Consider the following 24841-nt stretch of genomic DNA (forward strand, 5'->3'; position numbering starts at 1 on the left):
TTCAGCGTATGCATGCATCGGGCATGGCGCAGGGTGATCAACGCACGATGCACGCGGCTTTTAGCGCGTTCGCGGTTTTGCTCGTGCGGGCTTTGCCACTATGATCATTCTTCTGCGGGGCGTGGCCATCGTCGCGCAGTGCAACAGAAAACGAGAACAGGGAGACCGCATTGAAGCGACTTTTTCTCATGATGTCATGCGCGGTCATGCTGTCGGGCTGCGGCGGACACAGCATAACGAGCGGCAACATGAATCCAGCACCGAAGGTGATCGTCGATAGCGACTACAACACGCTCAGCGATGACGGGCAACTCGGTGTGATGGCCGCGCAATTGCAGGCGCAGGGCAAGATCGACGTGCTGGGCATCACGGTCGTGTCGGGCAACCAGTGGTTGAAGCAGGGCGTGGCCGATGCGTTGAAGTCGGTGGAGCGCCTCGGCGTGGGCGACCGCATCGGCGTGTATGCGGGCGCGAACTACGCGCTGTCGCATCCGTATGCGGAAATCCAGCAGGAACAGAAGCAGTTCCCGAGCGGCGACGGTTACCTCGGCGCGTGGAGCACACCCGAGCCCGCTTCGCAGGCACAACTCGTCGCGCCACCCGACGGCTTCGCCACGCATACGCAGGTGCAAGGCAAGAGCGCAGTGGACTTCATCGTCGATACGGTGAAGGCGAACCCGAACGAGGTGACGATTCTCGCCATCGGCCCGCTGACGAATATCGCGCTCGCAACCCGGGCGCATCCTGAGATCGTGCCGCTCATCAGGCAGATCATCTACATGGGCGGCGCCATCGACGTGCCGGGCAACACCACGGCGACGGCCGAATTCAACTGGTGGTTCGACCCCGAAGCGGCGCGTGACGTGCTGCGGCTGCCCATCAAACAGACGGTGATTCCCCTCGACGTGACCGACACCGTGAAGATGGACAAGCCCATCTACGATCGCATCGCGCACCATCCGAACAAGCAGACCGTCATCACGCAACTGTTCAGGCAGTTGCACGGCTACGGCTTCGATGGCAAGAACGGTTTCGAGACCAACCCGAACTACACCACCGACATCTGGGACACGCTGACCATCGCTTATCTGATGGACCCGAGCTTCGCGACGCAGACGGAAGAACGCTGGGTCGACGTCGATACGCGCTTCGGCGCGAACGACGGCAAGTCGACCGGTTACGCGAGTTCGCCGCCTGCGGGTCTGCAGAAGATGACCATCGTCAAGCGTTTCGACAACGCACGCTTTTTCGATTTTTACGTCGATCTGCTCACGCGCCCCGTGCCTGTTAAATTGCCGTGACAGATGCGTCGCATGCATCGCATTGCCGTGTGCGAGCGATCATGCGACCGTTCAATTGCATACGCACCATTCACCACCTAGTATCCATTTCGGACCAGCCGGCTGCATCGTCATGCAGCATGTCGGATGTATTCGCCGCAGCATATCGGTGAACGCGGCCGCGCTGGAGTGACTGTTCTTCGACTGGAGCAAAACCGATGCGAAAGATGAGAGCGGTACAGGTGGGCAGCGCGGGCGCCGCGCTGGAACTCGTCGAGCGTGATGTACCGGCGCCTGGCGCGGGCCAGGTGCTGATCAAGGTGCAGGCGTGCGGCATCTGTCACAGCGACTCGCTGACCAAGGAAGGCCAATGGCCCGGCTTGCAGTTTCCACGTGTGCCGGGCCATGAAGTGGCGGGCGTGATCGACACGCTTGGCGCGGGTGTCGAAGGGTGGAAGGCGGGCGAGCGGGTCGGCGTGGGCTGGCACGGTGGACACTGCGGCCATTGCGCGAATTGCAGGCGCGGCTTTTTCGTGGTCTGCGAGAAAGCGCAGGTGCCCGGCATCAGCTACGACGGCGGCTACGCGGATTACCTGGTTGTGCCCGTCGAAGCACTGGCGCGCATGCCCGAAGATCTCAACGATGTCGACGCCGCGCCGCTGCTTTGCGCCGGCATCACGACCTTCAATGCGCTGCGCAATAGCGGTGCACGCGCGGGCGATACGGTCGCGATTCTCGGCATTGGCGGATTGGGCCATCTTGGCGTGCAGTTCGCGCGGCGCATGGGTTTCCGCACGGTCGCGATTGCGCGTGGCGAGGACAAGGCGCCGCTCGCGAAACAACTGGGTGCGCATCACTATATCGACAGCCGTTCGCAGAACGTAGCCGAGGCGCTGAAGGCGCTGGGCGGCGCGAAGGTCATCCTCGCGACGGTCACGAACGGCGACGCGATGACGGCCACGCTCGGCGGATTGGGGCTGGACGGCAAGCTGAGCATACTGGGTGTCGCCGACAAGCCGATCGAAGTGCCGCCCGTGCAGTTCATCATGGGGCGCAATGCAGTGGTGGGCTGGCCGTCGGGTTCGTCGGCGGATTCCGAGGATACGCTTGCCTTCAGCGCACTCTCCGACGTCAAGCCGATGATCGAAACCTATCCGCTCGAACGCGCCGCCGAAGCGTACGAACGGATGATGAGCGGCGCGGCGCGCTTTCGCGTCGTGCTGACGATGTAACAGCAGTTTTAGCGCATCGGCTATGTCAAGAGCCGCCGTCGCGGGCGCGCGACGGCGGACGAAAACCCGGCTCTCCCCCGGATTGACTGGGTTCCCGGCATGCGCCGCAGTTCTGCTTTTATCAATCGATAGCCCGCGAGGGCGTGTCGCCTCCCGCAGCGCGTAAAATGCTGCCTTTTCACAATTTTTGTCGGTATGGTTCAAGCCCCTCAGCGCACAGCGGTCAGCGGCCCGACGCTCGTCCGCCTGCTCGCACGCCTGACGGCTGCCGACGCTTGCGCCTCGAGCCAGTCGCTATCGGACCAGTTGAGCCAGTGGCTCGGCTGGACGGATGCGATCGCGCTGTCGACGGCGCTCAACACTGCGCCGCCTGCCGTTGCGTCGGGCGCGCGCGGTGCAGGCAGCGCCGGGAGCGAGAGCGCGCGCGTGCGTGCCGCGCTGGCGGACGCGATCGCGGGTGACAGCGTGCTCGCGCCCAAGCGTCGGCGCGGATCGGCGCACCACGCGCCCGCCGAAGCCGAACTCAGCTACGCGGATTTCCGTCAGTGCTATCTCGCGCTGCAGCAGGCGATGGAAACCCGCATCGGCAGTCTGCGCGGCCGTTTGCGCAGCCTGCTCGCAGCGCAGACGCCGGACATGACGCGCCTCGCCGTGGTGGACGCAATCATGGAGCGTTCGCTCGGCGCGCGTGAGCGCAGTCTGCTCGGCGCGGTGCCGGGCATGCTGAAAAGCCATTTCGAGCGCTTGCAGAAGGCAGCGCAGGCCGAGCAAGCGGCGCAGGTTCAGTCGGAAGGCGCCAGCCGTGATCAGGCGGGCGCGGCCGCCACGCGCGCGCAGCCTGGCGCGTGGCTCGACGTGTTCCGCAAGGACATGCAAAGCGTGCTGCTCGCCGAGCTCGACATTCGTTTTCAACCGGTCGAAGGGCTGCTGGCTGCCCTTCGCATCAGCTAACTGGGACGACATGTCCAGATATCGCATTGATTTAGTCGTTGTTTTTCTCGTAGGTCTGATGGCTGCTGGATGGGTCGGCGCAGGCTATATCGTGTCGAATCCGCTCGCGCTGGCCGTGACGCTGCTCGTGATCGGCTGCTATGTGGCGGGCGCGCTGGAATTGCAGCGCTATCAGCAGGCCACGTCGACGCTCACGCGTGCAATCGCGGAACTGACGCAGGCACCGCCGATTCTCGGCGCGTGGCTCGAACGGCTGCATCCGGGGTTGCGCAATAGCGTGCGGCTGCGTATCGAAGGCGAGCGCGTCGCGCTGCCGGGGCCGGCGCTCACGCCGTACCTCGTTGGCCTGCTGGTGCTGCTCGGCATGCTGGGGACGCTGCTCGGCATGGTGACGACGCTGCGCGGCACGGGCGCCGCGCTCGAAAGCGCGACCGATCTGCAGGCAATCCGCGCGTCGCTGGCGGCGCCCGTCAAGGGGTTGGGCTTTGCGTTCGGCACCTCGATTGCCGGCGTGGCGACCTCGGCGAGGCTCGGGCTGCTGTCGGCGCTGTGCCGTCGCGAGCGCGCGCAGGCCGCGCAACTGCTCGACACGAAGCTCGCGACCACCCTGCGCGCGGTCTCGCAGAGCCAGAAACGCGACGAGACCTTCAGGCTGATGCAGCGCCAGGCGGACATGATGCCCGCGCTGGTCGATCGCCTGCAGGCGATGATGGGCGTCATCGAACAGCAGGGCGTCGCGCTCAACGAACGCCTGATTTCGAATCAGCACGCGTTCCATGGGCGGACGGAAGCGGCGTATGCGCGGCTGGTGCCGTCGGTGTCGCAATCGCTGAAGGACAGCGCGGCGGAACGCGCGCGCGCGGCGAGCGCCGCATTGCAGCCGGCGATGGAAGCTTCGATGGCGGGGCATGCGCGCGAAATGGCCTCGCTGCGCGACACGGTCGAGCACGCCGTGCAGCGTCAGCTCAACGGATTGACCACCGGCTTCGAAGCCAGCACGGCGACGGTCGCGGATCTGTGGACGAAAGCGTTGACCAACCATCAGTCCGCAAGCGACACGCTGGTTCACGATCTGCGCGGCTCGCTCGAAGGCTTCAGCCAGACCTTCGAACAACGTTCCGCGACGCTGCTGGACGGCGTGTCCGCGCGCCTCGATGCAGCCGCAGGTCAGGTGGCTGGCGCAGCGGAAAGCGCGCGCGCGGCGGGCGCCGCGTTGCAGCCGGCGATGGAAGCGACCATGGCCGCGCACGCGCTCGAAATGGCGTCGCTGCGGGCCACCGTCGAGCAGGCGGTGCAGCGTCAACTCGATGGTCTGTCGAGCGGTTTCGAATCGACCACGACGAATGTCGCCGATATGTGGAACAACGCGCTGGCCGGCCATCAGAGCGCGCATGAAGCGCTGGTCAAGGATCTGCGCGCGTCGCTGGAAGGCTTTAACCATACCTTCGAACAGCGCGCGACCACGCTGCTGGACAACGTCTCGGCGCGCCTCGACGCGACGGCAGGACAGGTTTCGCAGGCATGGACGGATGCGCTGAGCCAGCAGGAACAAACGGGCGAAAAGCTCGCGGACCACAACCGCGCGGCGCTCACGGCGGCTGCCGCCGCATTCGAACAGCACTCGGCGGCACTGTTGCGCGCGGTCGATCAGTCGCACGCCGGTCTGCAGACGGAACTGGCGTCGCGCGACGAAGAACGGCTGGCCACGTGGCGCGCGTCGCTCGAAAGTGTCGCCGCGACCTTGAACCGTCAATGGGATGAAGCCGGCGAACGCAACGCGAGCCATCAGCAGGCGATCAGCGACACGCTCGCGCAAACGGCGCGCGAGTTTTCGGAGCAGACCCAGGCACACGCAAGCAGCACGATCGCCGAGATTTCGCGGCTGGTGCAGGCTGCATCGGAAGCGCCGCGCGCGGCGGCGGAAGTGGTCGCCGAACTGCGCCAGAAGCTCTCCGACAGCATGGTCCGCGATACCGCGATGCTCGAAGAGCGCAGCCGCTTGCTGGCCACGCTCGAAACGCTGCTGGACGCGGTGAACCACGCGTCGACGGAACAGCGCACGGCTGTCGATGCGCTGGTGTCGACGTCGGCAGGTTTGCTGGAGCGTGTCGGCACGCAGTTCACCGACAAGGTCGAAGCCGAAACGCGCAAGCTCGGCAATGTCGCTGCGCAGGTGGCGGGCAGTTCCGTCGAAGTGGCGAGCCTGGGCGAAGCGTTCGGCGCAGCGGTGCGCGGGTTCGGCGAATCGAACGACAAGCTGATGACGCATCTGCAACGCATCGAAGCCGCGCTCGACAAGTCGCTGGCACGCAGCGACGAGCAGCTTGCGTACTACGTCGCGCAGGCGCGCGAGGTGATCGACCTGAGCATGCTGTCGCAGAAGCAGATCGTCGAAGACTTGCAGCAGCTGGCGAACCAGCGCGCTTCGGCGGGAGCTGACGCGGCATGAACGAGGATATCGACGGCGGCGTCGAGCCGACCACACCCATCTGGGCGGCCTTCAGCGATCTGATTTCGGTGCTGCTGGGCGCGTTCGTGCTGATTCTGGTCGGGGTGATCGGCGTGCAGCTGGAGTTGTCCGCGCGTCTCGACGATGCCGTCAAGCAGCGTCAGATGGAAGCGCAGCGCCGCATGACGCTGGAACAGGCGCTCGCGGGGCCGCTCGCTGCCGGGCGCGTGACGCTGGTGATCGGGCGTATCGGCATCAGCGGCAACGTGCTGTTTGCGCTGAACTCCGACCAGTTGCAACCGCAGGGGCGAGATCTGCTGAAAAGCCTCGCCGGGCCGCTGTCCGCGTATCTGCGCTCGCACGACGAAATCCTGATGGTGAGCGGCTTTGCCGACGACCAGCAGGTGCGCTCGGGCAACCGGCGCTTCGCCGATAACTGGGAACTGTCGGCGCAACGCGCGCTGACGGTGACGCGTTCGGTCATCGATGCGGGCATTCCTGCGTCGTCGGTATTCGCAGCGGCGTTCGGCTCCGAGCAGCCGGTGAGTTCGAACGCGGACAGCGAGGGTCGGGCGAAGAACCGTCGCGTGGAAATTGCGGCAGTGCCGAGGCCGTCGTCGTCGGGCGGCGGCGCGCATGAGTAACGCAGCAATCGCAAGCGCGATGGACGTGCAGGCGACGCTCGACGCATGGCGCGAGCAGGGCGCCGACCGTTTCGATCCACTGCGCTTTCACTTCATCGATGCAATGGCGCGGCGTGCGGCCACGCACGAAGGCGAAGCGCGCCGTCTGCTCGATGCTCGGCTCGCGGTTTTGCTCGATGCGTATGCATGCGATCTCGCGGGCCGTGGCGAGCCTGATGATGTGCAGGCTCAGAGCGCGAACACGCGCGGACCGCTGGCCGAACTGGTCGACTACATTGCCAGCCACGCAAAGCCGGATGAAGAAGCCGATGCGCTCAGTCCAGCCGTGCGTTCCGAGTTGAAAGCGCTCGACTACTTCCGCGAAACGTGGTCGAAGGTCAGCGCCGAGAAGCAGTTGCGACAGTCGCTCGAACAGGTGCCGGGCAATGCGGGGCCGCTCAATTCGAGCAGCCTCGTGCATCGTTCGCTTTCGCTGATGCGCGAGTTGTCGCCGGGTTATCTGCAGCAGTTTCTGTCGTATGTCGATGCGTTGACGTGGATGGAGCAGATCACAGGCGTCGGCACGCTGCCCGTCAAGGAAGTGCCGCGCGCCGTGAGCACGAAGAAGGGCGGACGGGCGAAGTCGCGCTGACCGGGCGCGTCAGCCTGGATCGTCATGCTTCCTGTACTGCGACGCGAGCTTGTCCTGCTGGTTCGGCGGAACAGGATCGTAGTGGCTCAACTCGATGCTGTAATTGCCGTGCCCGCCCGCAATCGCATTGAGCCGCGACTGATAGTCGGCCAGTTCCGATAGCGGCACTTTCCCCGCTACCACGACGGCATGCCCCGCCAGATTGCGCGTGCCTTGCACCTGCGCCCGCCGCGACGACAGATCGCCGATGATGTCGCCCATCGTCGCCTCGGGCGTCATCACCTCGATGTTCACGACAGGCTCGAGCAGAATCGGCTGCGCCTTCAGGATCGCGTCGATAAATGCCTTGCGGCCCGCTGTGACGAACGCGACTTCCTTTGAATCGACGGGATGGCTCTTGCCGTCGAACACGGTGATGCGCACGTCCTGCATCGGAAAGCCTGCCAGCGGACCGTTTTCGATCACCTGCAAAATGCCTTTTTCAACGGCTGGCATGAACTGGCCTGGGATTGCGCCACCCTTCACGGCATCGACGAATTCGTAGCCCGCACCACGCGGCAGCGGCTCGACGCGCAGCATCACTTCACCGAACTGACCGGCGCCGCCTGTCTGCTTCTTGTGCCGATGATGGCCTTCCGCCTTGCCGCCAATCGTCTCGCGATACGCGATCTTCGGCGGCCGCGTGATGACGGCGAGCTTGTATTGATCGGTGAGCCGCTCCAGCATGTGCCGCAGATGCAGTTCGCCTAATCCGCGCACGACGGTTTCGTTGGTGCCCACAGGATGTTCGATCCGCAAGCACGGATCTTCCGCCGCGAGCTTCTGCAGGATCTCCCACAGACGCTGTTCATTGCCGCGCCGCTCCGGCTCGATCGCGAGGCCGTAGATCGGCGTCGGGAAATCGAGCGGCGCGAGATGGATGTTGCCGTCTTCGGGCGCGTCGTGCAGCACGGCGTCGAAGAAAATCTCGTCGACTTTCGCGGTCGCGCAGATCTCGCCGGGACCGGCCTGCGAGACTTCTTCGTGATCCTTGCCTTGCAGCAGCATCAGATGCGCGACGCGAAAGGGCTGGCGCGCATCGCCGATATAGAGCTGACTGTCACGCCGCACGGTGCCCTGATGGATGCGGAACACGGCCATCTTGCCGATGTACGGATCGATGACGATCTTGAACACGTGCGCGAGCACATGCTTGTTCGGATCAGGCTCGGCCTGCACGGTGTCGCGCCTGCCATCGACATCGCGATAGAAGAGCGGCGGATTGCCTTCGAGCGGATTGGGCAACAGCTTGACGAACACATCGAGCAGTTCGCGGATGCCTGCACCCGTCGCCGACGACGTAAAGCAGACGGGCACGAGATGACCTTCGCGCAGCGCGCGTTCGAACGGTTCATGCAACTGCTCCGGCTTGATCGCTTCCCCCTGTTCGAGATACAGCTCCATCAGCTTGGCGTCGAGTTCGATCACCTGATCGACGAGTGCATCGTGCGCGGACGCCACGCTCAGAAAATCCGATTCGCCGGATGGATTGAAGAAGCAGTCGACCACGGCATGCGCGCCCTGCGCGGGCAGGTTGATAGGCAGACAGGTGTTGCCGAAAGTCTCCTGAATCTCGGCGAGCAGTTCGGGCAGATTCACCTTGTCGCCGTCGATGCCATTCACGACGATGATCCGGCACAGCTTGCGCGACTCGGCCCACGCCATCATGCGGCGCGTGGTCATTTCGATGCCGGTGCGGGCGTTGATCACGATGGCCGCGGTTTCGACGGCGGGCAGCGCGCTGATGGAGAGGCCGGAGAAGTCGGGGTAGCCGGGGGTATCGGCGAGGTAGATGCGGGTGTTCTGGTATTGCAGATGGGCGATCGCGGAGGAGAGCGAGTGGTGGTATTTGCGCTCCAGCGGATCGAAGTCGCAGACGGTCGACCCTCGATCGCCGCTGCCTGCCGCGTGGATCGCGCCTCCGTCCTTGAGCAGCGCCTCGATTAGCGAGGTTTTGCCGCAACCGGCGGGGCCGACCAACGCGATGGTACGGATGGCTTCGGGTGGGTAATCCATGGCCGTCCTCATTCTGCGACAGTTATTCGGCCATTATTGGTGAAAATGGCGCGTCCTGCCAGACGGCGCACAAGAAATTGCGTTCTCGGGTATGCTGCGGCGCGGTAAAAACGATCGCACCTGTTTCTGATAAGGTGGTCCGATCGTCACCCCTATTCATTTGATCAGCCACGTCATGACCCAACAGCTCAGAATCGATTTTGTCTCCGATATTGCCTGCCCGTGGTGCGCCATCGGCCTTGCTTCGCTGCGGCAAGCCGTTGCGAACCTCGGCGACAAAGTGAACGCCGAGTTCGCGATGCATCCGTTCGAACTCAATCCGCAGATGGGGCCGGAAGGCGAGGCGATTGTCGAGTATCTCGGCAAGAAGTATGGCCGCACGCCCGCGCAAATCGAAGAAACGCAGGCGATGATCCGCGAGCGCGGCGCAGATGTCGGTTTTACGTTCGGGCCGCGCAACTACGTGTACAACACGTTCGATGCGCATCGGCTGATGTACTGGGCGGGTATCGAAGGCAAGCAGTTGCCGCTCAAGCTCGCGTTGTTGCAGGCGTATCACGGCGACGGCAAGGACCCGAGCAATCATGACGTGCTGGTCGAAGCTGCGCAATCCGTCGGTCTCGATGCTGACAAAGCCCGCGCGGTGCTGAGCGGCAACGACTATGCCGACAAGGTCCGCGCCGAAGAGGAACAGTTCCAGGCAATGGGCATTCAGTCAGTGCCGTCGATCATCTTCAATCAGAAATACCTGGTGACGGGCGGCCAGCCCGTCGAAGCATTCGAGCAGGTGATCCAGCAGATTCTGGCCGAAGAGGAAGCCAGCGCCTGAGTTATCTCGGCGCGTTAAAAGTATTTGGTCGCGCCCGCATACACCGCGAAATGCGGCGCGTATTGCGGCGCGCCAACACCGATGCCCGAACCGTCGCGCAGTTCATACACACGGTTGAACGCGTTCATCACGACAAGGCGTGCATCGAACTTGCCGATCAGCGGCTGGTTGAAGTGCTGGATCACGCCGAGATTGACCTGTGCATAGACGGGCAGACGGGCGGTGTTCGCAAAGCCGCTGCGCAATCCGCTGCCGACCAGGCCATCGAAGGTGAACGTGGTCTTGCCGAAATCGTACGCGCCGCCGAATGAAGCCGTCACGCGCTGGTCGTGATCAAGAAACACCCAGTGGCTGTTGATGAAGGCCAGTTCGTCGGGATCGAAGTTGAACTGCGCTGAACTGATCTGCTTGCCCTGCGCGCGGCTGTATGCGAGGTTCAGATAGCCGGACACGTTGCCCTGCCGGTAGTTGGCCGTGAATTCGACGCCGTAGGTCTTGCCGTACTGATAGTTGAACGGCGTGTAGATCAACGCGGTGCCGAACTGGCCTTCGTCGAGCAGATTGGTCGATTTCTTGTAGTACGCATCGAGCCCGAGCGTGAGCGCCGAGCCGACCTTCTGCGTAATGCCGATATCGAAGTAATGACTGCGTTCCGGCTGCACAGGGTCGTTCTGGTTCGACGGGCTCTGGTTCGTCGTGCCGTTGAACTTCGAGATCGTCGAGCCGGACACCAGTTCGAACGCGGGCGGCGTGAAGTAACGTGCGTAGCCCGCGTGCACGGTGGTGGTCGGCGTGAGCGTGTACACCATGCCGATGCGCGGGCTCAACTGGCTCGCGCTCGTGTATTCATCCATGCGGTCGTAGCGCAGACCGTAGTTCAGCGTGAGACGGTCGGTGACTTTCCATTCGTCCTGCGCATACAGGCTGTATAGATAGCCTGTCTTGCTACTGTTGTCCTGAATGTTGAACGGTTGATCGGATAGCTGATTGCCGTTTTCATCGACAGAAAATACGTTCACGCTGTTGTCGAATACCGCATGTTCCTGCTGGAAAAACAGGCCCGCGCGTATCGTGTGTTTATCGTTCAGACGCCAGGTGGTATCGACTTGCGCGCCGTTGGCCGAGTTGCTGTGAAAATCTTCCGACGCCACACCATTGAACAGCAGATCGCCGACAGGATCCGGATTGAACTTCGTGCGCGTATAGCGCGTGAACAGCGCCACCTGATAATCGAATGCACCGCCGTTCGTGCCTTGCAACGCGACGGCAGCGAACTGGTTCAACTCCGATTGCGTTTCGTTGAGTTGCGATGAATCGAAGGTGCTGTTGCCGTTGAGCGTGAAGCTGGTCGGCAGGCCCGGCGTATTCGGAATCTCGAACTGGTTGCTGGTCGTGCCGAACAGCACGCTCACGCGCGTCTGCGGATCGATGATGTACGACAGATAGCCGAATGCGTCGCCTTGACGCGTGTGATCGTGAATCGCATTGGCGCTCGCCGTCGGATTCTCGATGCCCAGATTGTTCACGCCGAGCGAGCCGCTCAGGTAGTAGCTGAACGGTCCCTGGCTGCCGTATACATCGGCGCTGGTCTTGATGGTCTGATGGCTGCCGCCGAACACGCTGACCGAGCCGCCGTTGCCTTCGTCGCCCGTTTTGGTGCGGATATCGACGATGCCCGCCGTGCGATAGCCGTACTGCGCGGGCAGCGCGCCCGTCAGCAGATTGACCTGATCGATGATGCGCGTATCGAGCGACTGGCCGAAGCCACTGATCGGCTCCGGAATGATGATGCCGTTGATGCGGTACTGAAGATTCGCGTGATCGCCGCGCACATGCAACTGGCCGTAAGAGTCTTGCGCGACACCGGGCGCCTGCAGCAGCACCTGATTGAGCGGCGTGTCCTGGCCGACGGGGAGCGTATCAATGTCGTCCTGCGTGAAGCGATAGACGCTGCTGCCCGTTTCGGGCAATAAGCCGTTGCGGACATCATCGAGACGTTTGGCGCTGATCTTCACGTCGCTCATCTCTTGCGTCGCGGTGACGCTGTCGGTGGGCGCGGAAGTGTCTGCCGTCGCCGCCGATACGCGTGAAGCGGCCGCGAAGAGTATCAGCGTGGCGTACTTGATGGGTGTGTGGTTGCGCATTTTTATTGTGTGCTCGATGTCGTTGAGTGATGCGTTTTTCAGGCGCGAGCGTGTCCAATCCATAGGAATCCTATGAATGAAACATGCGATGAACCTGTTTTCGTTCGACCCGCGCGATAGTGACTCACGCGGCTTGATGAACTGCTTTTTGTCTGACTCTCCGCTTTCTCGTTGCTGCAAGAAATCACGATGGCGATGTTATAACATAACACTAAAGTAAAGCAATCGTCGGTTGGCGAGATGCAACAGGATCGAATGGTTGTATTTGCAAGCTGATTGAAACCGGATCGCAAGAAAAAAATCTTCGAAGCCGATGGAATAACCCGGAATCGATTGCGTTAGCTCCTGTGTCGCAGAGTCTGTCCCGCGCGCGCCCGCTCATGTGCGGACGTGTGGAGCGTCATGCCGGGACTCATAACATCAAGCGAGGAAAGCTCTTGAGTCGCAACACGGTTCAACCGGGGTGGGTGCGGATCACGCACTGGATCAATGCGTTAGCGGTCGTGCTGATGGTCATGAGCGGCTGGCAGATCTACGATGCGTCGCCGATCTTCCCCGTCATCCAGTTTTCTCCTTCGATCACGCTAGGCGGCTGGCTTGGCGGCGCGCTGCAATGGCACTTCGCGGTCATGTGGTTGCTGGTCGCGAATTTCATCGTGTATCTCGCCTTCACCGTGGCGTCGGGGCGCTTCAGCAGGAAACTGTTGCCGCTCACGCCGAAGCAGATCGTGACCGATCTGTTCGCCGCTTTGCGCGGACGCCTGAAGCACGACGATCTCGCGCACTACAACGCGATCCAGAAGTTTGCGTATCTGGTCGTCATCGCCGATATCGTGCTGATCGTGCTGTCCGGGCTGGCCGTGTGGAAATCGGTGCAGTTTCCGCTGCTGCGCACGCTGATGGGCGGTTACGACAATGCGCGCATCGTGCACTTCGTCTGCATGAGCGTGCTGGTGGCGTTCTTCGTCGTGCACGTGGTGATGGTTGCGCTCGTGCCGCGTTCGTTGCTGCTGATGATCCGGGGGCGCTGAATCATGACGATCAGAAAGCGAACCCCACAGCCCGGCTCGTTTCTCGCAACCCATGGCGAGTCGATCATCCGTGATGCCCAGCGCGAACTCAAATCGCCCGCGCGGCGTCTGTTCGGTCAGCGGCTGCTGACGCTCGGCGGTATCGCGCTGCTCTCCGGTTGCGACCTGAGCAACGACAAGACCGTGAATACCGCGCTGCGCCGTATTTCGTTTTTCAACGACGACGTGCAGGCCGCGCTGTTCGATCCGAACAAGCTCGCGCCGACGTATCCCGAGTCGATGATCACAAAGCCGTTTCCATTCAACGCGTTCTATGACATCGACGACGTACCCGAAGTCGATGCTGCGAATTACCACTTGCAGATCGGCGGCCTCGCGCACGGCAAGCGCGTATGGACGCTCGACGAACTGCGCGCACTGCCGCAGGAAAGCCAGATCACGCGCCATATCTGCATCGAGGGATGGAGTGCGATCGGTCATTGGGGCGGCGTGCGCTTCGCCGATTTCCTGCGCCGCTCGGGTGCCGACACCACGGCGAAGTACGTGTCGCTGCGTTGCGCGGACAACTACTGGACCAGCATCGACATGCCGACGGCGCTGCACGCGCAGACCTTGCTCACGCTGACCTACGACGGCGAAGTACTGCCGCCGAAGTACGGCTTTCCCATGAAGCTGCGCATGCCGACCAAGCTTGGCTACAAGAATCCGAAGCATATCGTTTCGATTGAAATCACGAACCAGTATCCGGGCGGGTACTGGGAGAACCAGGGCTACAACTGGTTCGGCGGCTCGTGACGCCTTGACGTTGTTCTCTCTCGCCGCACTTAAACGCACCTAAACCAACTATTCGGGAGCTTCCATGTCTTTCCGCATCAAACTCGTTGCCACGCTCGTGACAGCCACGCTGGCGACAGCTGCGCTCGCGCAGACGCCGGCCGTGAAGCCTTCGCGCATTCGCGGAGAAATCGTGTCGCTCGACGGCGATACGCTCAAGGTGCATCGCCGCAGCGGCGATACGGTGTCGATCGAAGTGAAACCGGCGGTGACGGTGTCGGCAGTCAAGTCGATGCAACTGTCGGATATCAAGCCGGGTTCGTTCATCGGCACGGCGGCGACCACGGGCACCGACGGCAAGCTGACGGCGACGGAAGTGGTCGTATTCCCCGAGTCCGCGCGCGGCACGGGCGAAGGGCACTACGCATGGGATCTCGGGCCGAACAGCTCGATGACCAATGCGAATGTCGATACCGTCGTGCAGAGCACGAGCGGGCGCGACCTGAAGCTGTCGTACAAGGGCGGCAGCAATGTCGTGACGGTGCCGCCTAATGTGCCCATCGTGACCTTCACGCCCGCCGCGCATAGCGACCTGACGCCTGGCAAGAAGGTGTTCGTGGTCGCAACGCCGGCTTCGCAAGGTGCGTATGTTGCGCAGCGCGTCGTGGTCGAAAAGGATGGTGTCGCGCCGCCGATGTAATCGCTGGCGCGAGTGCTTTGCTGAACCGCTTTGCTGACGCCTGGGCATGAAAGCTCAGGCGTCAGCGGATTAATTTCGCCAATTTTTTTCCATTTTTGTTATTGGCTGCGGCGATAAGATCGTCGCAGCCGTAATAAAAAAGGACAAAGAAATGGCGAATAGCATGAAGCTGCCGGCGTCGGTGAATGCCGGGAAATCATTGAAGATCGACGCGATTCGATTTCTCGCGGCGTTCTGGGTGCTGATGTACCACTTCAAGCCGCCTCTCTTCAGGCAGTTGCTGCCGCATCAGCTTTCGTTTCTGGGCGGCGCGTTGTGGTCGGGTGCTACCGCGCTATTTGCCGGGCCGGCTGCCGTGATTGTGTTCTTTGTGATTTCCGGGTATTGCATTCATGCCGCATATCACAAGGATGTCGCGCTCAAGCCAATCAACTATTACGCATCGCGCTTCGTCCGTATTGGATTGCCGCTGATCGTGCTCTTATGCGTCGTGCAGCCATTGCCGGCCGGACAGAACTATCTGGAATCCGTGTTGTGGTCGCTTTACTGCGAAATGGTGTACTACGCGGTCTATCCGTTTTTGCGGCCGCGGTTTTCTCACATCGGCGAAATGATCGTCGGCTGTGTGTTGATGGCGGGTGTGATGGTCGCGTGCGTGCGGCTGTTGGGGCATCCCGCGTGCCACGGCTGCGTGATTGAAACCTACCACGTGCCGGGTACGGCTTTGCTTTACGCAGCAGGCTGGATTGCCGGATGTCTGATTGCAGAATCGCAGCGCAATGCGGCGCAATTCCAGATTCGCGGCGCGTATTCGCCGCTCACGCTGGCAATGAAGCGCGGCCTCGATGTGAGCACGCGTGCGCTCGCCAATCATCTTGTCGCGTTGCGCGTGGTCGTCGTCGCAGCAGGCGCATTCGTGATGATCCTGCTGTCGGAATCGAGCCTCAAGCCTGCGATGCTGCCGCTGATCACGCCGGATATCAGCTTGCCGGTATTCCAGTTCCTCGCGGCCATCTGGATCGCAACGGAAACGGCGACGCCTTCGCAATCACGCGTGTGGTCCGTTCTCGCCGTGTTCGGCGCGTGGTCGTACAGCCTTTACCTATGCCACAAGACTGCGCTGGCGCTACTCGAAATGACGGCATTCGATGAAGCATCGCGTTACGCGTGGTTCGTCGAAGTGGCGTTGGCGTTTGCCATTAGCTACGCGTTCTATCGCCTCGTCGAGAAGCCGTCGCATGTCATTTCGCAACGGCTGCGAAAGTACTCGCCGGATGTGCCGGGCGCGCCCGCCGCGTGAGCGGCAGCGGCGCAGCCCGTGGGTGTTGCAATTAAGGCGTCCAGCGATACACGATCATGCTCGTGCCGTTGTAGTTGTCTTTCGTGATCATGTATTCGCCCGTCGATCTCAGATAGGCGCGTAAGCCATACATCGAATCCACGTCATTGCCGACATCGACATTGCCGGGATTCGAATTGGTCAGCGTGGTGGCGAGTTGGCCCGTAGTGAGATTGAACGCGTCGATATTGGGCACCGTGTGCACATAGCCGACGAACAGATAGTTGCCCGCTGCCGTCATCGACTTCGCATTCGCGCTGGTCAGATTGATCACCGGGTCGGGGCGCGTCATGTTGCCCGCACTCCAGCCGTGATACACCTCGATACGCGTGCTCATCGCGGTCCAGTCCGAACTGCCTGCTATGCCTTGCGCAAGAATCATCGTGTCGCTTTCGGCGAGATAGATGATGCGCGTCAGCGGGCGAATGCTCATTGGCACCGGCAGCGCGATGGCGGCGCCCCAGCTCGGCTTGCCGTATCCATCGAAGCCCGTTAGCGGATAGTGATAGATGTGATTCGTGCGATCGAGTCCGGCCCAGATGTCGCCCTTGCTATCGATGCTGAATCCCGCCGTGATCGATCGGGTCGTATTGAACGCGGCGCCGGGCAGCGATCCGTCCGGCACTGCGATATAACCCTTCGACGGTTCGAAATGGTAGAAGTAGAAGATAGCCGGGTTTTGTCCCGATGCAACGAGAATGCGATTGCCGCCCACGCTGACAAGCTGGCCGAAGTGCTCGTCGCGTTGCGTGTCGTTGACGTTGAGTCGCGGGTCATTCGGATACGAGAAAGGATCGACGGTGTTCGCGACAAACGTGCCGCCTGCCGTGCCTGAATAGATATTCGTGCCGCTATAAAACAGCGCGCCATCCGTCACCGGGTCGGGCGCAGCGACGGCCTCGAAGTTGAGCGCCTGCAGTTTCCATAGCAGCGTGCCCGCGCTGTTGTACGCGTGAATGTCGGTGCCACCGTTGCGGCCCAGATCCCAGCCGCCGCCCCACGGATTGTTGAGGACATAGAGATTGCCAGCCGAGTCCTTGCCGATGCCTTCTATACGCGTGAACCGCTTGTCGCCCACCTGACCTCGCGTGCCTGTCGTGCTGTCGAGATAACCGCCTTGAACACCGAACGTGCCGGCCAGTTGCGGCGTGCCCGTCACGTTGTAGAGCTTGATATTCATGTCAGGGCCTTCGTCGCCGACCATCAGCAGCCCTGTCGAGGTATCGACATATAGCGCGGAAGGGCGCGAGGTTGCATCCATCGCGATCGTGTTCAGCAATGCGCCCGTAGGACCATATTCGACGACGATGCCCGCACTCTTGCGCGCGACCCACAGGTTGCCCGCGCTATCCAGCGCAAGCGCGCCTGGCCCTGAAACGGCGATGTCCTGCAGCCACGCGCCGTCGGTCGTGAAGACGCGCACGCGATTGCCGAAGAAGTCGCTTGCGTAGAGTGTCGAGCCCGTTGTCGCGAGACCGGTGATCGCATCGACACGCGTCAGCGTGTTCCATGAACTGACGTTGATGACGAGATCGCGTGTGCCCGTCGCGCGGTTGTATCGTCCCACGCCGCCGCTGCCGTATTGCGTGCCTGCCTGCATCGCCGCAAAGATCGACGTTGCATTGCCAGTAATGGCGCTGCCCTGGAACTCGCTGTGAATGCCGATCGATCCCATGCTGCGTCCGTTCTGATAGATCGCGACGCCACCTTCGTTCTCGTCCCACAGCGATGCCGTATAAATCACGCCTTCCGGTGCGACCCACATCGAACGTGCACCGTTGCCGACATGCGTGGCGAGCGTGCCATACGTATTGGCGAGCCAGTCAGTGGTGTATTGCGCGTGAGCAAGCGAGCAAAGCATTGCCATAAGAACGCCGAAGCACAGCGCATGAAAACGTATTCGATATTTGGACATTCGGCATGTTCTCCTGTAGAGCCATCCATAGCGATGCAGGAAATTTTAAGTGCCCATTTATTCAAATAGGTGTCGATACGCGAACGCAAGTGCAGAAAACGCGAGTTGGATAATTCGACGCATCGAAGAACATGCTTTGCGCATCGCGTCGGCGGCAAGCAGCGTGACGAAAAAATCTTCAGGTTATGCATGCCGCACTAGAATGGGTTAATGCCGCATGCGTTTTTGCGGCGATGCGGCTTTGTCTGCGCATCCAGTGTTTCCGCATCGGAGAATCAGCATGCCGACCTATCAGTATCGTTGCGAAAGTTGTGAGGAGAAGTTTGAACACGCCGAGCACGTCGCAGAACACGCAACAGTGCAACTGAAATGCCCTAAATGCGGCAGCGAAAAGGTGCAGCATGCACCGGCGCCATTCGTCGCAAAGACTTCGCGCAAGAGCTAGATGTGGCACATCGACGCGTGACATAAGCGAGACACGTCGATGCAACCATGCGAAGCATGCAGGGCTTTGTGCCTTACCGTTTGTCGGCCAGCGGCAACGACGTGTCGAGCGTGTCGTGCTGCGCGCGGCGCCGGTCCACACGCAGATTGTCGGCAAAGGGCACATCGGGTTTCATCACGAAGCTCAACGCGATTCCGCAGACCATCACACCAATCGACAGCATGAACGTCACGTTCCAGTTGCCGAGGTGATCGACCACATAACCCGCCACCACAGGGCTCACGATGGCCGCAATGAAACCATTGCCGCTCATGATGCCGCTCGCGGTGCCGGAGCGGTCGTACGCAATATCCATCGGAATCGCCCACATCGGGCCGATATTCATTTCGTTGAAGAACATCGCCGCGGCGAGAAAGATCAGCGAGTACATCGGGTCGTGCAACAGCACGACAGGAATCAGCGACAGCGCTGTCAACGCCATGCAGCCCGCGACCAGATAGCTGCGCGCGAGTTTGACGTTGCCCGACTTGCGCAACAGCCGGTCGCTGACCAGCCCGCCCGCCAGATCGCCGATCACGCCTGCAACGAACACACCGGACGTGAACACGACGGCCTTCTTGATGTTCAGATGGAAGCTGTGCATGAAGTACAGCGGCATCCAGTCGAGCATCAGCCAGAGAATCCAGTTGTAGCAGAAGTAGACGGCCGACACCGGCGCCATGCGGCGATAAAGACGCATCCACGTGCCGGGCGCATCGACGGGATGCACTTTGGGTGGCGGCAATGCCGCGAGTTCTTCGCGCGTGATGCGTGCGTGATCGGCGGGACGCTCGGTATAGGTGACGATCCACAGCACCAGCCAGCCCGCGCTCAATGCGCCGAGCAGATAAAACGAGAAGCGCCAGTTGAACGCCGTCATCAACGCGAGCACGAGTATCGGTGCAATGGCGTTGCCTAAACGCGCGCATGAATGCGTGATGCCTTGCGCCATGCCGCGCTTGTCCTTCGTCACCCATGCGGCCATGGCGCTGGTCGAGGCCGGGAAGGTCGCGCCTTCGCCGAGGCCGAGCAGCAGCCGCGCGGCGATCAGCGAGAAGAAACCTCCCGCAAAGCCTGTGAGCGCCGTCGCGATGGCCCACACGGCCGCGCACGCAATCAAGGTGCGGCGTGCACCGAACCGGTCGCTAACCCAGCCGCCGATAAACTGAAAGATCACATACGGATACGCGAACGCGGAAAAGATCAGCCCGAGCTGCGTATTCGTGAGTCCAAGCTCGCTCTTGAACTGACCGGCCGCCGTGCTGATATTGACGCGGTCCACATAGGTGATGAAGTACATCAGGCAGAGCATCGCGAGCACCGTCGTGGTCGCCTTGGGCAGCAATCGTTTCATGTCTCCTCCTCGTATTGTCGGATGCAAGCCGCCGTCAGCGTTGGTTCGAACCGGCAGTGAACGCCGCCACGCCTGCGCGGAATGCCGCGCTGCCATAGACGGATTCGATCAGGTCTTCGTCGTCGAGTCGCTGTTCGACGACGATGCGCCGCAAGCTCTCTTTCACCGCGTGCTGCGTCACCTGCGACAGCGCGCCGAGACGTTGCGCGAGAGCAAGCGCCATGTCGCCGAGCGCGTCTTTCGCACAGATTTCGTAGACATAGCCGCACGCGAGTGCGTCCTGTGCGGAAAGAAAATCGGCGAGCAACAGCATCTTCTTCACACGCGGCACGCCGAACGCAGCGTGAAGCCGCGCGAGATTGCGCGACGACAGTGTGTTCGACAAGGTCTTCGCAATCGGCGCGCCGAATTTCGATCCTTCGCTGCAGAGGCGAAAGTCGCATGCGGTAGCGAGTGCGAGACCGCCGCCAACCGCCCATCCGTCGATCACCGCGATGGTCGGCACGGCAATGCGTTCGACGGCATCGATCACGCGCTCGACGAGCGCTTCATAGGCGACGCCCTGGCGGCCATCGTGGAAGTCGGTGAAATAGCCGATGTCGGTGCCTGACACGAACGATTTGCCACCCGCACCGCGCAGCACGATGCAGCGCACGTCGGCATTGCGCCGGCATTCGTCGATCGAGGCGAGCAGCGCTTCGTACATCGGTATCGTCATCGCGTTGTGACGCTCGGGCCGATCGATGAGGATTTCCGCCGTCGCCGCGTCCAGCATGTTCAGGCTGACGTGTTCGCTCATGGCTTCGTCCCATCCGTTCCGTTGATCTCGGCGAACAGTTCGTCGTTGTGCTCGCCGAGCAGCGGCGGGTGGCGCCGCACCTGCTGCGGCGTGCCGAGCAGCTTGACGGGAAAACCGATGTTCTTCACCTTGCCCTCGATCGGATGATCGATCTCCATGCACATGCCGCGATGCTGTGCGTGCTCGCTGCCGAACGCCTCGGGATACGACAGAATCGGGCCGGCAGGAATGCCTGCAGCGAGCATCGTGTCGATCCACTCCTCGCAATCCCGTTGAGCAAACGACTGCTCCAGCATTTCGATCAGCGCTTCGCGGTTCTTCAGCCGCAACGACACGGTTTCGAAATCGGAGTGGCGCAGCAGTTCGGGCCGCTCGATCAATGCACACAGCTTCGACCACAGCTTCTGGTTGGTCGCGCCCATCACGAAGTAGCCGTCGCCCGCTTTGACGGCCTGATATGGCGCGCTCATCTTGTTGCTGGTGCCGAGCGGCGTGGGCGGCACGCCTGTGCCCCAGTAGTCGGACATGTCCCAGATCGAGAACGCCATCGCCGAATCGAACAGCGACGCGTCGATATGCTGCCCGACGCCCGTTTTCTGCGCGCCGATATACGCGGACAGCAGGCCATACACAGCAAACAGCGCGCAGCCGATATCGGCGACAGGCACACCGGCTTTCACGGGCTTGCCGCCCTTGTAGCCCGTCACGCTCATCACGCCCGACATCGCCTGCGCCATCAGATCGAAACCGGGCCGCGACGCCCACGGCCCGCTCTGCCCGAAGCCGGAAATGCTCGCGTAGACGATCTTCGGATTGATCGCGCGGATCGACTCGTAATCGATGCGCAACCGCTGCACCACGCCAGGCCGGTAATTCTCGACGATCACATCGGCGGTTTTCGCCAGCTTGTAGAAGAACTCGCGGCCTTCATCGCTCTTGAGGTCGAGCGACAGCGAACGCTTGTTGCGGTTCATGTTGAGAAAGCCCATGCTATCCGGGCCTTTCATCTTGAAGCCCATCGCGCCGCGCGTCTGATCGCCTTCGAGCGGCTCGACCTTGATCACGTCGGCGCCGAGATCGGCGAGCAGCATGCAGGCGAACGGTCCTGCCATCACCTGGCTGACATCCAGCACCCGAATGCCTTGCAGCGGCAAAGGCCGCGAACCGGTCGATTCATCTGATTCGTTCCATCCGGTCGATTCGGTCGATTGATCGGATTGCGACATGTGTGCGTCTCCTGAAAGATATGGGCGAGCGGGCGCCGCCGGCTCGATGCCGGAATAGGTAGGTGGCGAGCAGAGGAGGGTGATTAGAAGCGGTACGAGCGCGGCATCGATTCAATCGAACGCGAAGTGGCGCTTGCGGGTAGCGGGAAAAGATGGGCGTTTGTCATGCCGTCTCCATGTGCTTGTTGTAGGCACAACTCTCACCCAGCGGAGGAATGGCGGCAAGAACGTAACGGTCATGGCTGGATTCGCAAATTGCGAAAGCGCCTGACAAACAGTCGAAGTGCCTACGGCGCTGAGGCCGTCATCGCGGTCACGACGTTCTGCAGCGTTTGCGCCTGCGCATGCCCTTCGACACACGACAGCACATAGCTGCGCTGATGCCAGTCGCCCTGCAGTTCGGCGCAGGCGAGGGCATCTTCGGGATGAAAACTGTCCAGCACGTCGGGCGGCATCAACCCGACGCCCAGACCATGCCGCACGAACGCGAGCATCGTGTCGAAGCCGTTGACGAGGAAATCATTGGTGAAATGACGGCCCCGGCTGCGATACGCGCGCTGCACGGCGGAGAGAATCGCCGAGCCCTTGCCGAGACTGACGAGCGGCATGTCGAGCAGGTCGTCGATGGCGACGGGCGCAGCGGGAAACTGGAAATGCGTTCGGCTATAGACCAGCACGAGCCTGTCCTGCCGGTACGGCACCTGCGGCAGATCGAGAAAGCCGCTCTTTTTCTCGTAGATGCCGATATCGATCACCTTGTCGCGCAGCATCTGCTGGACGATCTTGCTGTTTTCCTCGACCACCTTCAGCGCGATGCCCGGATACTGCCGCTGGATACCGGCAATGTCGCGCGCCAGAAATTCGATCACCACCGCTTTCGGCGCACCGATGATGATGCGCCCCTGCTGACCCTGCGCGAGCGCCTGTGCGTCGCCTGCCAGCCGGTCGACGAGGGTGTCGATCTGGCGGATATAGCGCAGCAGCTTGTCGCCCGATTCCGTCACTTCGACGCCATGCGGCACGCGCCGGAACAGCTTCGCGCCCAGTTGCGCTTCGAGTTCGGATACGCGCCGCGAGGCAGCGGCCACGGCGAGCCCGAGTTTGTCGGCGGCGCGCGAGATGCTGCCTTCGTCGACGATGGCGAGGACCAGCCGGACAGTGGTGGTGTCGAGTCTCACGGTGGTGCTGATCTCCTGATGGGAACAAAGGATGCGCGCTCAACGGAATTTTGCGTGAGTAAGATATACGCACAACCCGCACGAACGGGCAAATTTACGGCATCATGCGAATGCCTGGCGTTTCCCTGTTTCTGCCTTGTACACGCCATGTCGTTGTGTGACCCGGTTGCCTGATCGGGTCGCCAGACTCAAGTCCGACATTTTCAGGTCGTTATTCCAAAGAGCAAAGCTTGCACCGCGATGGATCGGAACGCGGCGTCCCGAACACGGCGGAGCCATGTCTGAGAACACTTTCATGTTTGATTCGCTACTGGCGACTCCCACGCCAGAGAAGGCTGTCGTGAGTCCCTCCGTGCGGGCCGCGTTGCTGTCCGCACTGTTCGACAACGCGTGGCCGCTGTTCCTGTCGGGACTGTCCAGCATCTTCGTGGCGGTGGTCGCGTGCTTCCGGCTGCACCAGACATGGACCGCCGCGTGGCTGATCGCCGATATCGCCATGCTGGCCACGCGTCTTGGCATCGTGCGGCTCTATGTGGCGCGCAGCGGCATCTGCGCGGTGCATCCCGGCCCGTGGGCGGCGCGCTACGCGCCCGTCAGCCTGATCGCCTGCCTGCTGCTCGGCCTTGGCACGGCGGCGTGTTTCCTGTCGCCGGACAAGGAACTGGCTACGCTCGCCATCATGGTCGCGGCGGGCATTCTCGGCGGCATTGCGTCGCGTAACGCGGCGCTGCCGCGCCTGGCCATCGCGCAGATCTTTCTTGCCACGGTGCCCATCGGTATCGGCGCACTGATCGCGCCGCAAAGCGGTGCCTGGATTCTGGTGCCGCCGCTCATCGCGTACAACGCAGCGATGGTTTCCGTCGTGCGTCGCCACTACAACGGCCTCGTCGCGCTGATGACAGCCGCGCAGCGCCACGCCGAACTGGCCGCGCGCTTCGACGCGGCGCTCGCTTACATGCCGCACGGGCTGTGCACCGTCGATGGCGCGGGCAACGTGGTGATCGCCAATCGCCGCACGGCCGAGCTGTTCGGCGCGACGGTCGAAATGCTGAAACTCAACGTGCCGCTGCCGGAATTTATCGGTCACGTCGGCATTACGCAGTTCGGCGAGACGCTGCGCAAGCGGCTGGTGGAACGCTGCACCGCGTGGCTTGGCGACGAGCATCGTCCGATGGACCTCGAACTGGAAGATGGCCGGCAACTGGAACTGACCCGCAACCCGGTGCCGGACGGCAGCGCGATCATCATCATCGAGGACGTCACCGAGCGGCGGCAAACCGAGGCGAAGATCCTGCATCTCGCGCGGCACGACGCGCTGACGGGGCTGCCGAACCGGCGCGAACTGCGCGACCGGCTGGAGCAGATCCTGATGAGCACGGCGCTGCGCAAGAACGGATCGATCGCGATGATGTATCTGGATCTCGACGGCTTCAAGCAGGTCAACGACCGGCTTGGCCACTGTGCAGGCGACGAAGTGCTGGAAACGGTGGCCACGCGGCTGTCGCGCGTGCTGCGTCCCGGCGAACTGGTGGCGCGGCTGGGCGGCGACGAGTTCGCGATCATCGCTGACCATACGACACTGCCGTCCGTGGTCGCGCTGGCGCAGCGCGTGATCCGCGATATTGCGTTGCCCTATCATCTGTCGACGGGCGAAGCCGTCAGCATCGGCACGAGTGTGGGCATTGCGCTCGCCGCGAACGAAGACTCCGTCGATGGCCTGATCCGCCGCGCGGACCAGGCGCTGTACAGCGCGAAGCAGGCAGGCCGCGGCACGTATCGCGTGGCGAACGCGTAAGCGAACGCGCAGCCCAAGCCTGCCACAAACC

At 62.0% G+C, this 24841-nt stretch carries 21 protein-coding genes; 13 read left to right on the top strand and 8 right to left on the bottom strand.

Features of this window, described 5'->3' with window-relative positions:
- Positions 1-37: 37 nt before the first annotated feature.
- A complete protein-coding gene (locus DK391_RS44405) occupies positions 38-250 on the bottom strand; it encodes a hypothetical protein (RefSeq protein WP_162600892.1) in 213 nt (70 codons plus the stop codon).
- Here DK391_RS44405 and DK391_RS22950 point away from each other — a divergent pair.
- The 6 genes from DK391_RS22950 to DK391_RS22975 all read left to right on the top strand — a co-directional run bounded on the left by DK391_RS22950 (position 207) and on the right by DK391_RS22975 (position 7187).
- Entirely contained in the window at positions 207-1301 is a 1095-nt protein-coding gene (locus DK391_RS22950; RefSeq protein ID WP_239482922.1) for a nucleoside hydrolase, read from the top strand. The two genes, DK391_RS44405 and DK391_RS22950, sit on opposite strands and share 44 nt — an antisense overlap.
- 197 nt (positions 1302-1498) lie before the next feature.
- Positions 1499-2512, top strand: a complete 1014-nt coding sequence (locus DK391_RS22955; protein ID WP_109480283.1) for an alcohol dehydrogenase — start codon at positions 1499-1501, stop codon at positions 2510-2512.
- A 195-nt stretch (positions 2513-2707) separates the two neighbouring features.
- Positions 2708-3463 carry a DUF3348 domain-containing protein gene (locus DK391_RS22960; protein ID WP_109480284.1) on the top strand — a complete coding sequence of 252 codons (756 nt, stop codon included), beginning with the start codon at positions 2708-2710 and terminating at the stop codon, positions 3461-3463.
- 10 nt (positions 3464-3473) lie between these two features.
- The gene (locus DK391_RS22965) at positions 3474-5912 is read left to right on the top strand and encodes a DUF802 domain-containing protein (RefSeq protein ID WP_109480285.1); all 2439 of its coding nucleotides are present in this window, start codon (positions 3474-3476) and stop codon (positions 5910-5912) included.
- Positions 5909-6556 (top strand): OmpA family protein, encoded by a 648-nt coding sequence (locus tag DK391_RS22970; protein ID WP_109480286.1) that lies wholly within the window; start codon positions 5909-5911, stop codon positions 6554-6556. The genes DK391_RS22965 and DK391_RS22970 overlap by 4 nt, the downstream gene beginning before the upstream one ends.
- Positions 6549-7187 (top strand): DUF2894 domain-containing protein, encoded by a 639-nt coding sequence (locus tag DK391_RS22975; protein WP_109480287.1) that lies wholly within the window; start codon positions 6549-6551, stop codon positions 7185-7187. The genes DK391_RS22970 and DK391_RS22975 overlap by 8 nt, the downstream gene beginning before the upstream one ends.
- Before the next feature lie 9 nt (positions 7188-7196).
- Here DK391_RS22975 and fusA read toward each other — a convergent pair whose 3' ends face one another.
- Positions 7197-9242, bottom strand: a complete 2046-nt coding sequence (gene fusA / locus DK391_RS22980; protein ID WP_109480288.1) for an elongation factor G — start codon at positions 9240-9242, stop codon at positions 7197-7199.
- Between the two features lie 175 nt (positions 9243-9417).
- Between fusA and DK391_RS22985 the strand changes: the two genes are divergently transcribed.
- Positions 9418-10071, top strand: coding sequence for a DsbA family oxidoreductase (locus tag DK391_RS22985; protein WP_109480289.1), 654 nt, complete (start codon positions 9418-9420; stop codon positions 10069-10071).
- 14 nt (positions 10072-10085) lie between these two features.
- Here the strand turns inward: DK391_RS22985 and DK391_RS22990 are convergent, their stop codons facing one another.
- On the bottom strand, positions 10086-12278 hold the full coding sequence (locus tag DK391_RS22990; protein WP_109480290.1) for a TonB-dependent receptor: 2193 nt from the start codon (positions 12276-12278) through the stop codon (positions 10086-10088).
- Positions 12279-12652: 374 nt separating this feature from the next.
- Between DK391_RS22990 and DK391_RS22995 the strand changes: the two genes are divergently transcribed.
- The 4 genes from DK391_RS22995 (at position 12653) to DK391_RS23010 (ending at position 16020) form a co-directional block, all read left to right on the top strand.
- Positions 12653-13246, top strand: a complete 594-nt coding sequence (locus DK391_RS22995; RefSeq protein ID WP_109480291.1) for a cytochrome b/b6 domain-containing protein — start codon at positions 12653-12655, stop codon at positions 13244-13246.
- Positions 13247-13249: 3 nt separating this feature from the next.
- Positions 13250-14041, top strand: a complete 792-nt coding sequence (locus DK391_RS23000) for a molybdopterin-dependent oxidoreductase (RefSeq protein WP_109480292.1) — start codon at positions 13250-13252, stop codon at positions 14039-14041.
- A gap of 64 nt (positions 14042-14105) precedes the next feature.
- Complete coding sequence (locus tag DK391_RS23005; RefSeq protein WP_109480293.1) at positions 14106-14720, top strand: hypothetical protein; 615 nt, start codon at positions 14106-14108, stop codon at positions 14718-14720.
- A 151-nt stretch (positions 14721-14871) separates the two neighbouring features.
- Positions 14872-16020 carry an acyltransferase gene (locus DK391_RS23010; RefSeq protein WP_109480294.1) on the top strand — a complete coding sequence of 383 codons (1149 nt, stop codon included), beginning with the start codon at positions 14872-14874 and terminating at the stop codon, positions 16018-16020.
- A 31-nt stretch (positions 16021-16051) separates the two neighbouring features.
- Here DK391_RS23010 and DK391_RS23015 read toward each other — a convergent pair whose 3' ends face one another.
- The gene (locus tag DK391_RS23015) at positions 16052-17974 is read right to left on the bottom strand and encodes an SMP-30/gluconolaconase/LRE-like region family protein (protein WP_109480295.1); all 1923 of its coding nucleotides are present in this window, start codon (positions 17972-17974) and stop codon (positions 16052-16054) included.
- A gap of 280 nt (positions 17975-18254) precedes the next feature.
- Between DK391_RS23015 and DK391_RS23020 the strand changes: the two genes are divergently transcribed.
- Entirely contained in the window at positions 18255-18419 is a 165-nt protein-coding gene (locus DK391_RS23020) for an FmdB family zinc ribbon protein (protein ID WP_109480296.1), read from the top strand.
- A gap of 73 nt (positions 18420-18492) precedes the next feature.
- Here DK391_RS23020 and DK391_RS23025 read toward each other — a convergent pair whose 3' ends face one another.
- The 4 genes from DK391_RS23025 to DK391_RS23040 all read right to left on the bottom strand — a co-directional run bounded on the left by DK391_RS23025 (position 18493) and on the right by DK391_RS23040 (position 23015).
- Entirely contained in the window at positions 18493-19812 is a 1320-nt protein-coding gene (locus DK391_RS23025) for an MFS transporter (RefSeq protein ID WP_109480297.1), read from the bottom strand.
- 34 nt (positions 19813-19846) lie between these two features.
- Positions 19847-20611 (bottom strand): enoyl-CoA hydratase, encoded by a 765-nt coding sequence (locus DK391_RS23030; RefSeq protein ID WP_109480298.1) that lies wholly within the window; start codon positions 20609-20611, stop codon positions 19847-19849.
- Complete coding sequence (locus DK391_RS23035) at positions 20608-21837, bottom strand: CoA transferase (RefSeq protein WP_275426830.1); 1230 nt, start codon at positions 21835-21837, stop codon at positions 20608-20610. Before DK391_RS23035 ends, DK391_RS23030 begins: the two co-directional genes overlap by 4 nt.
- A gap of 287 nt (positions 21838-22124) precedes the next feature.
- Entirely contained in the window at positions 22125-23015 is an 891-nt protein-coding gene (locus DK391_RS23040; protein WP_109480299.1) for a LysR family transcriptional regulator, read from the bottom strand.
- Positions 23016-23310: 295 nt separating this feature from the next.
- On the opposite strand from DK391_RS23040, the gene DK391_RS23045 reads away from it, so the two are divergent.
- Positions 23311-24810 (top strand): sensor domain-containing diguanylate cyclase, encoded by a 1500-nt coding sequence (locus DK391_RS23045; protein WP_109480325.1) that lies wholly within the window; start codon positions 23311-23313, stop codon positions 24808-24810.
- The last annotated feature ends 31 nt before the right edge of the window (positions 24811-24841 follow it).

Origin of the sequence: Paraburkholderia sp. C35, assembly GCF_003121405.1 — a bacterium.
Classification (GTDB): domain Bacteria; phylum Pseudomonadota; class Gammaproteobacteria; order Burkholderiales; family Burkholderiaceae; genus Paraburkholderia.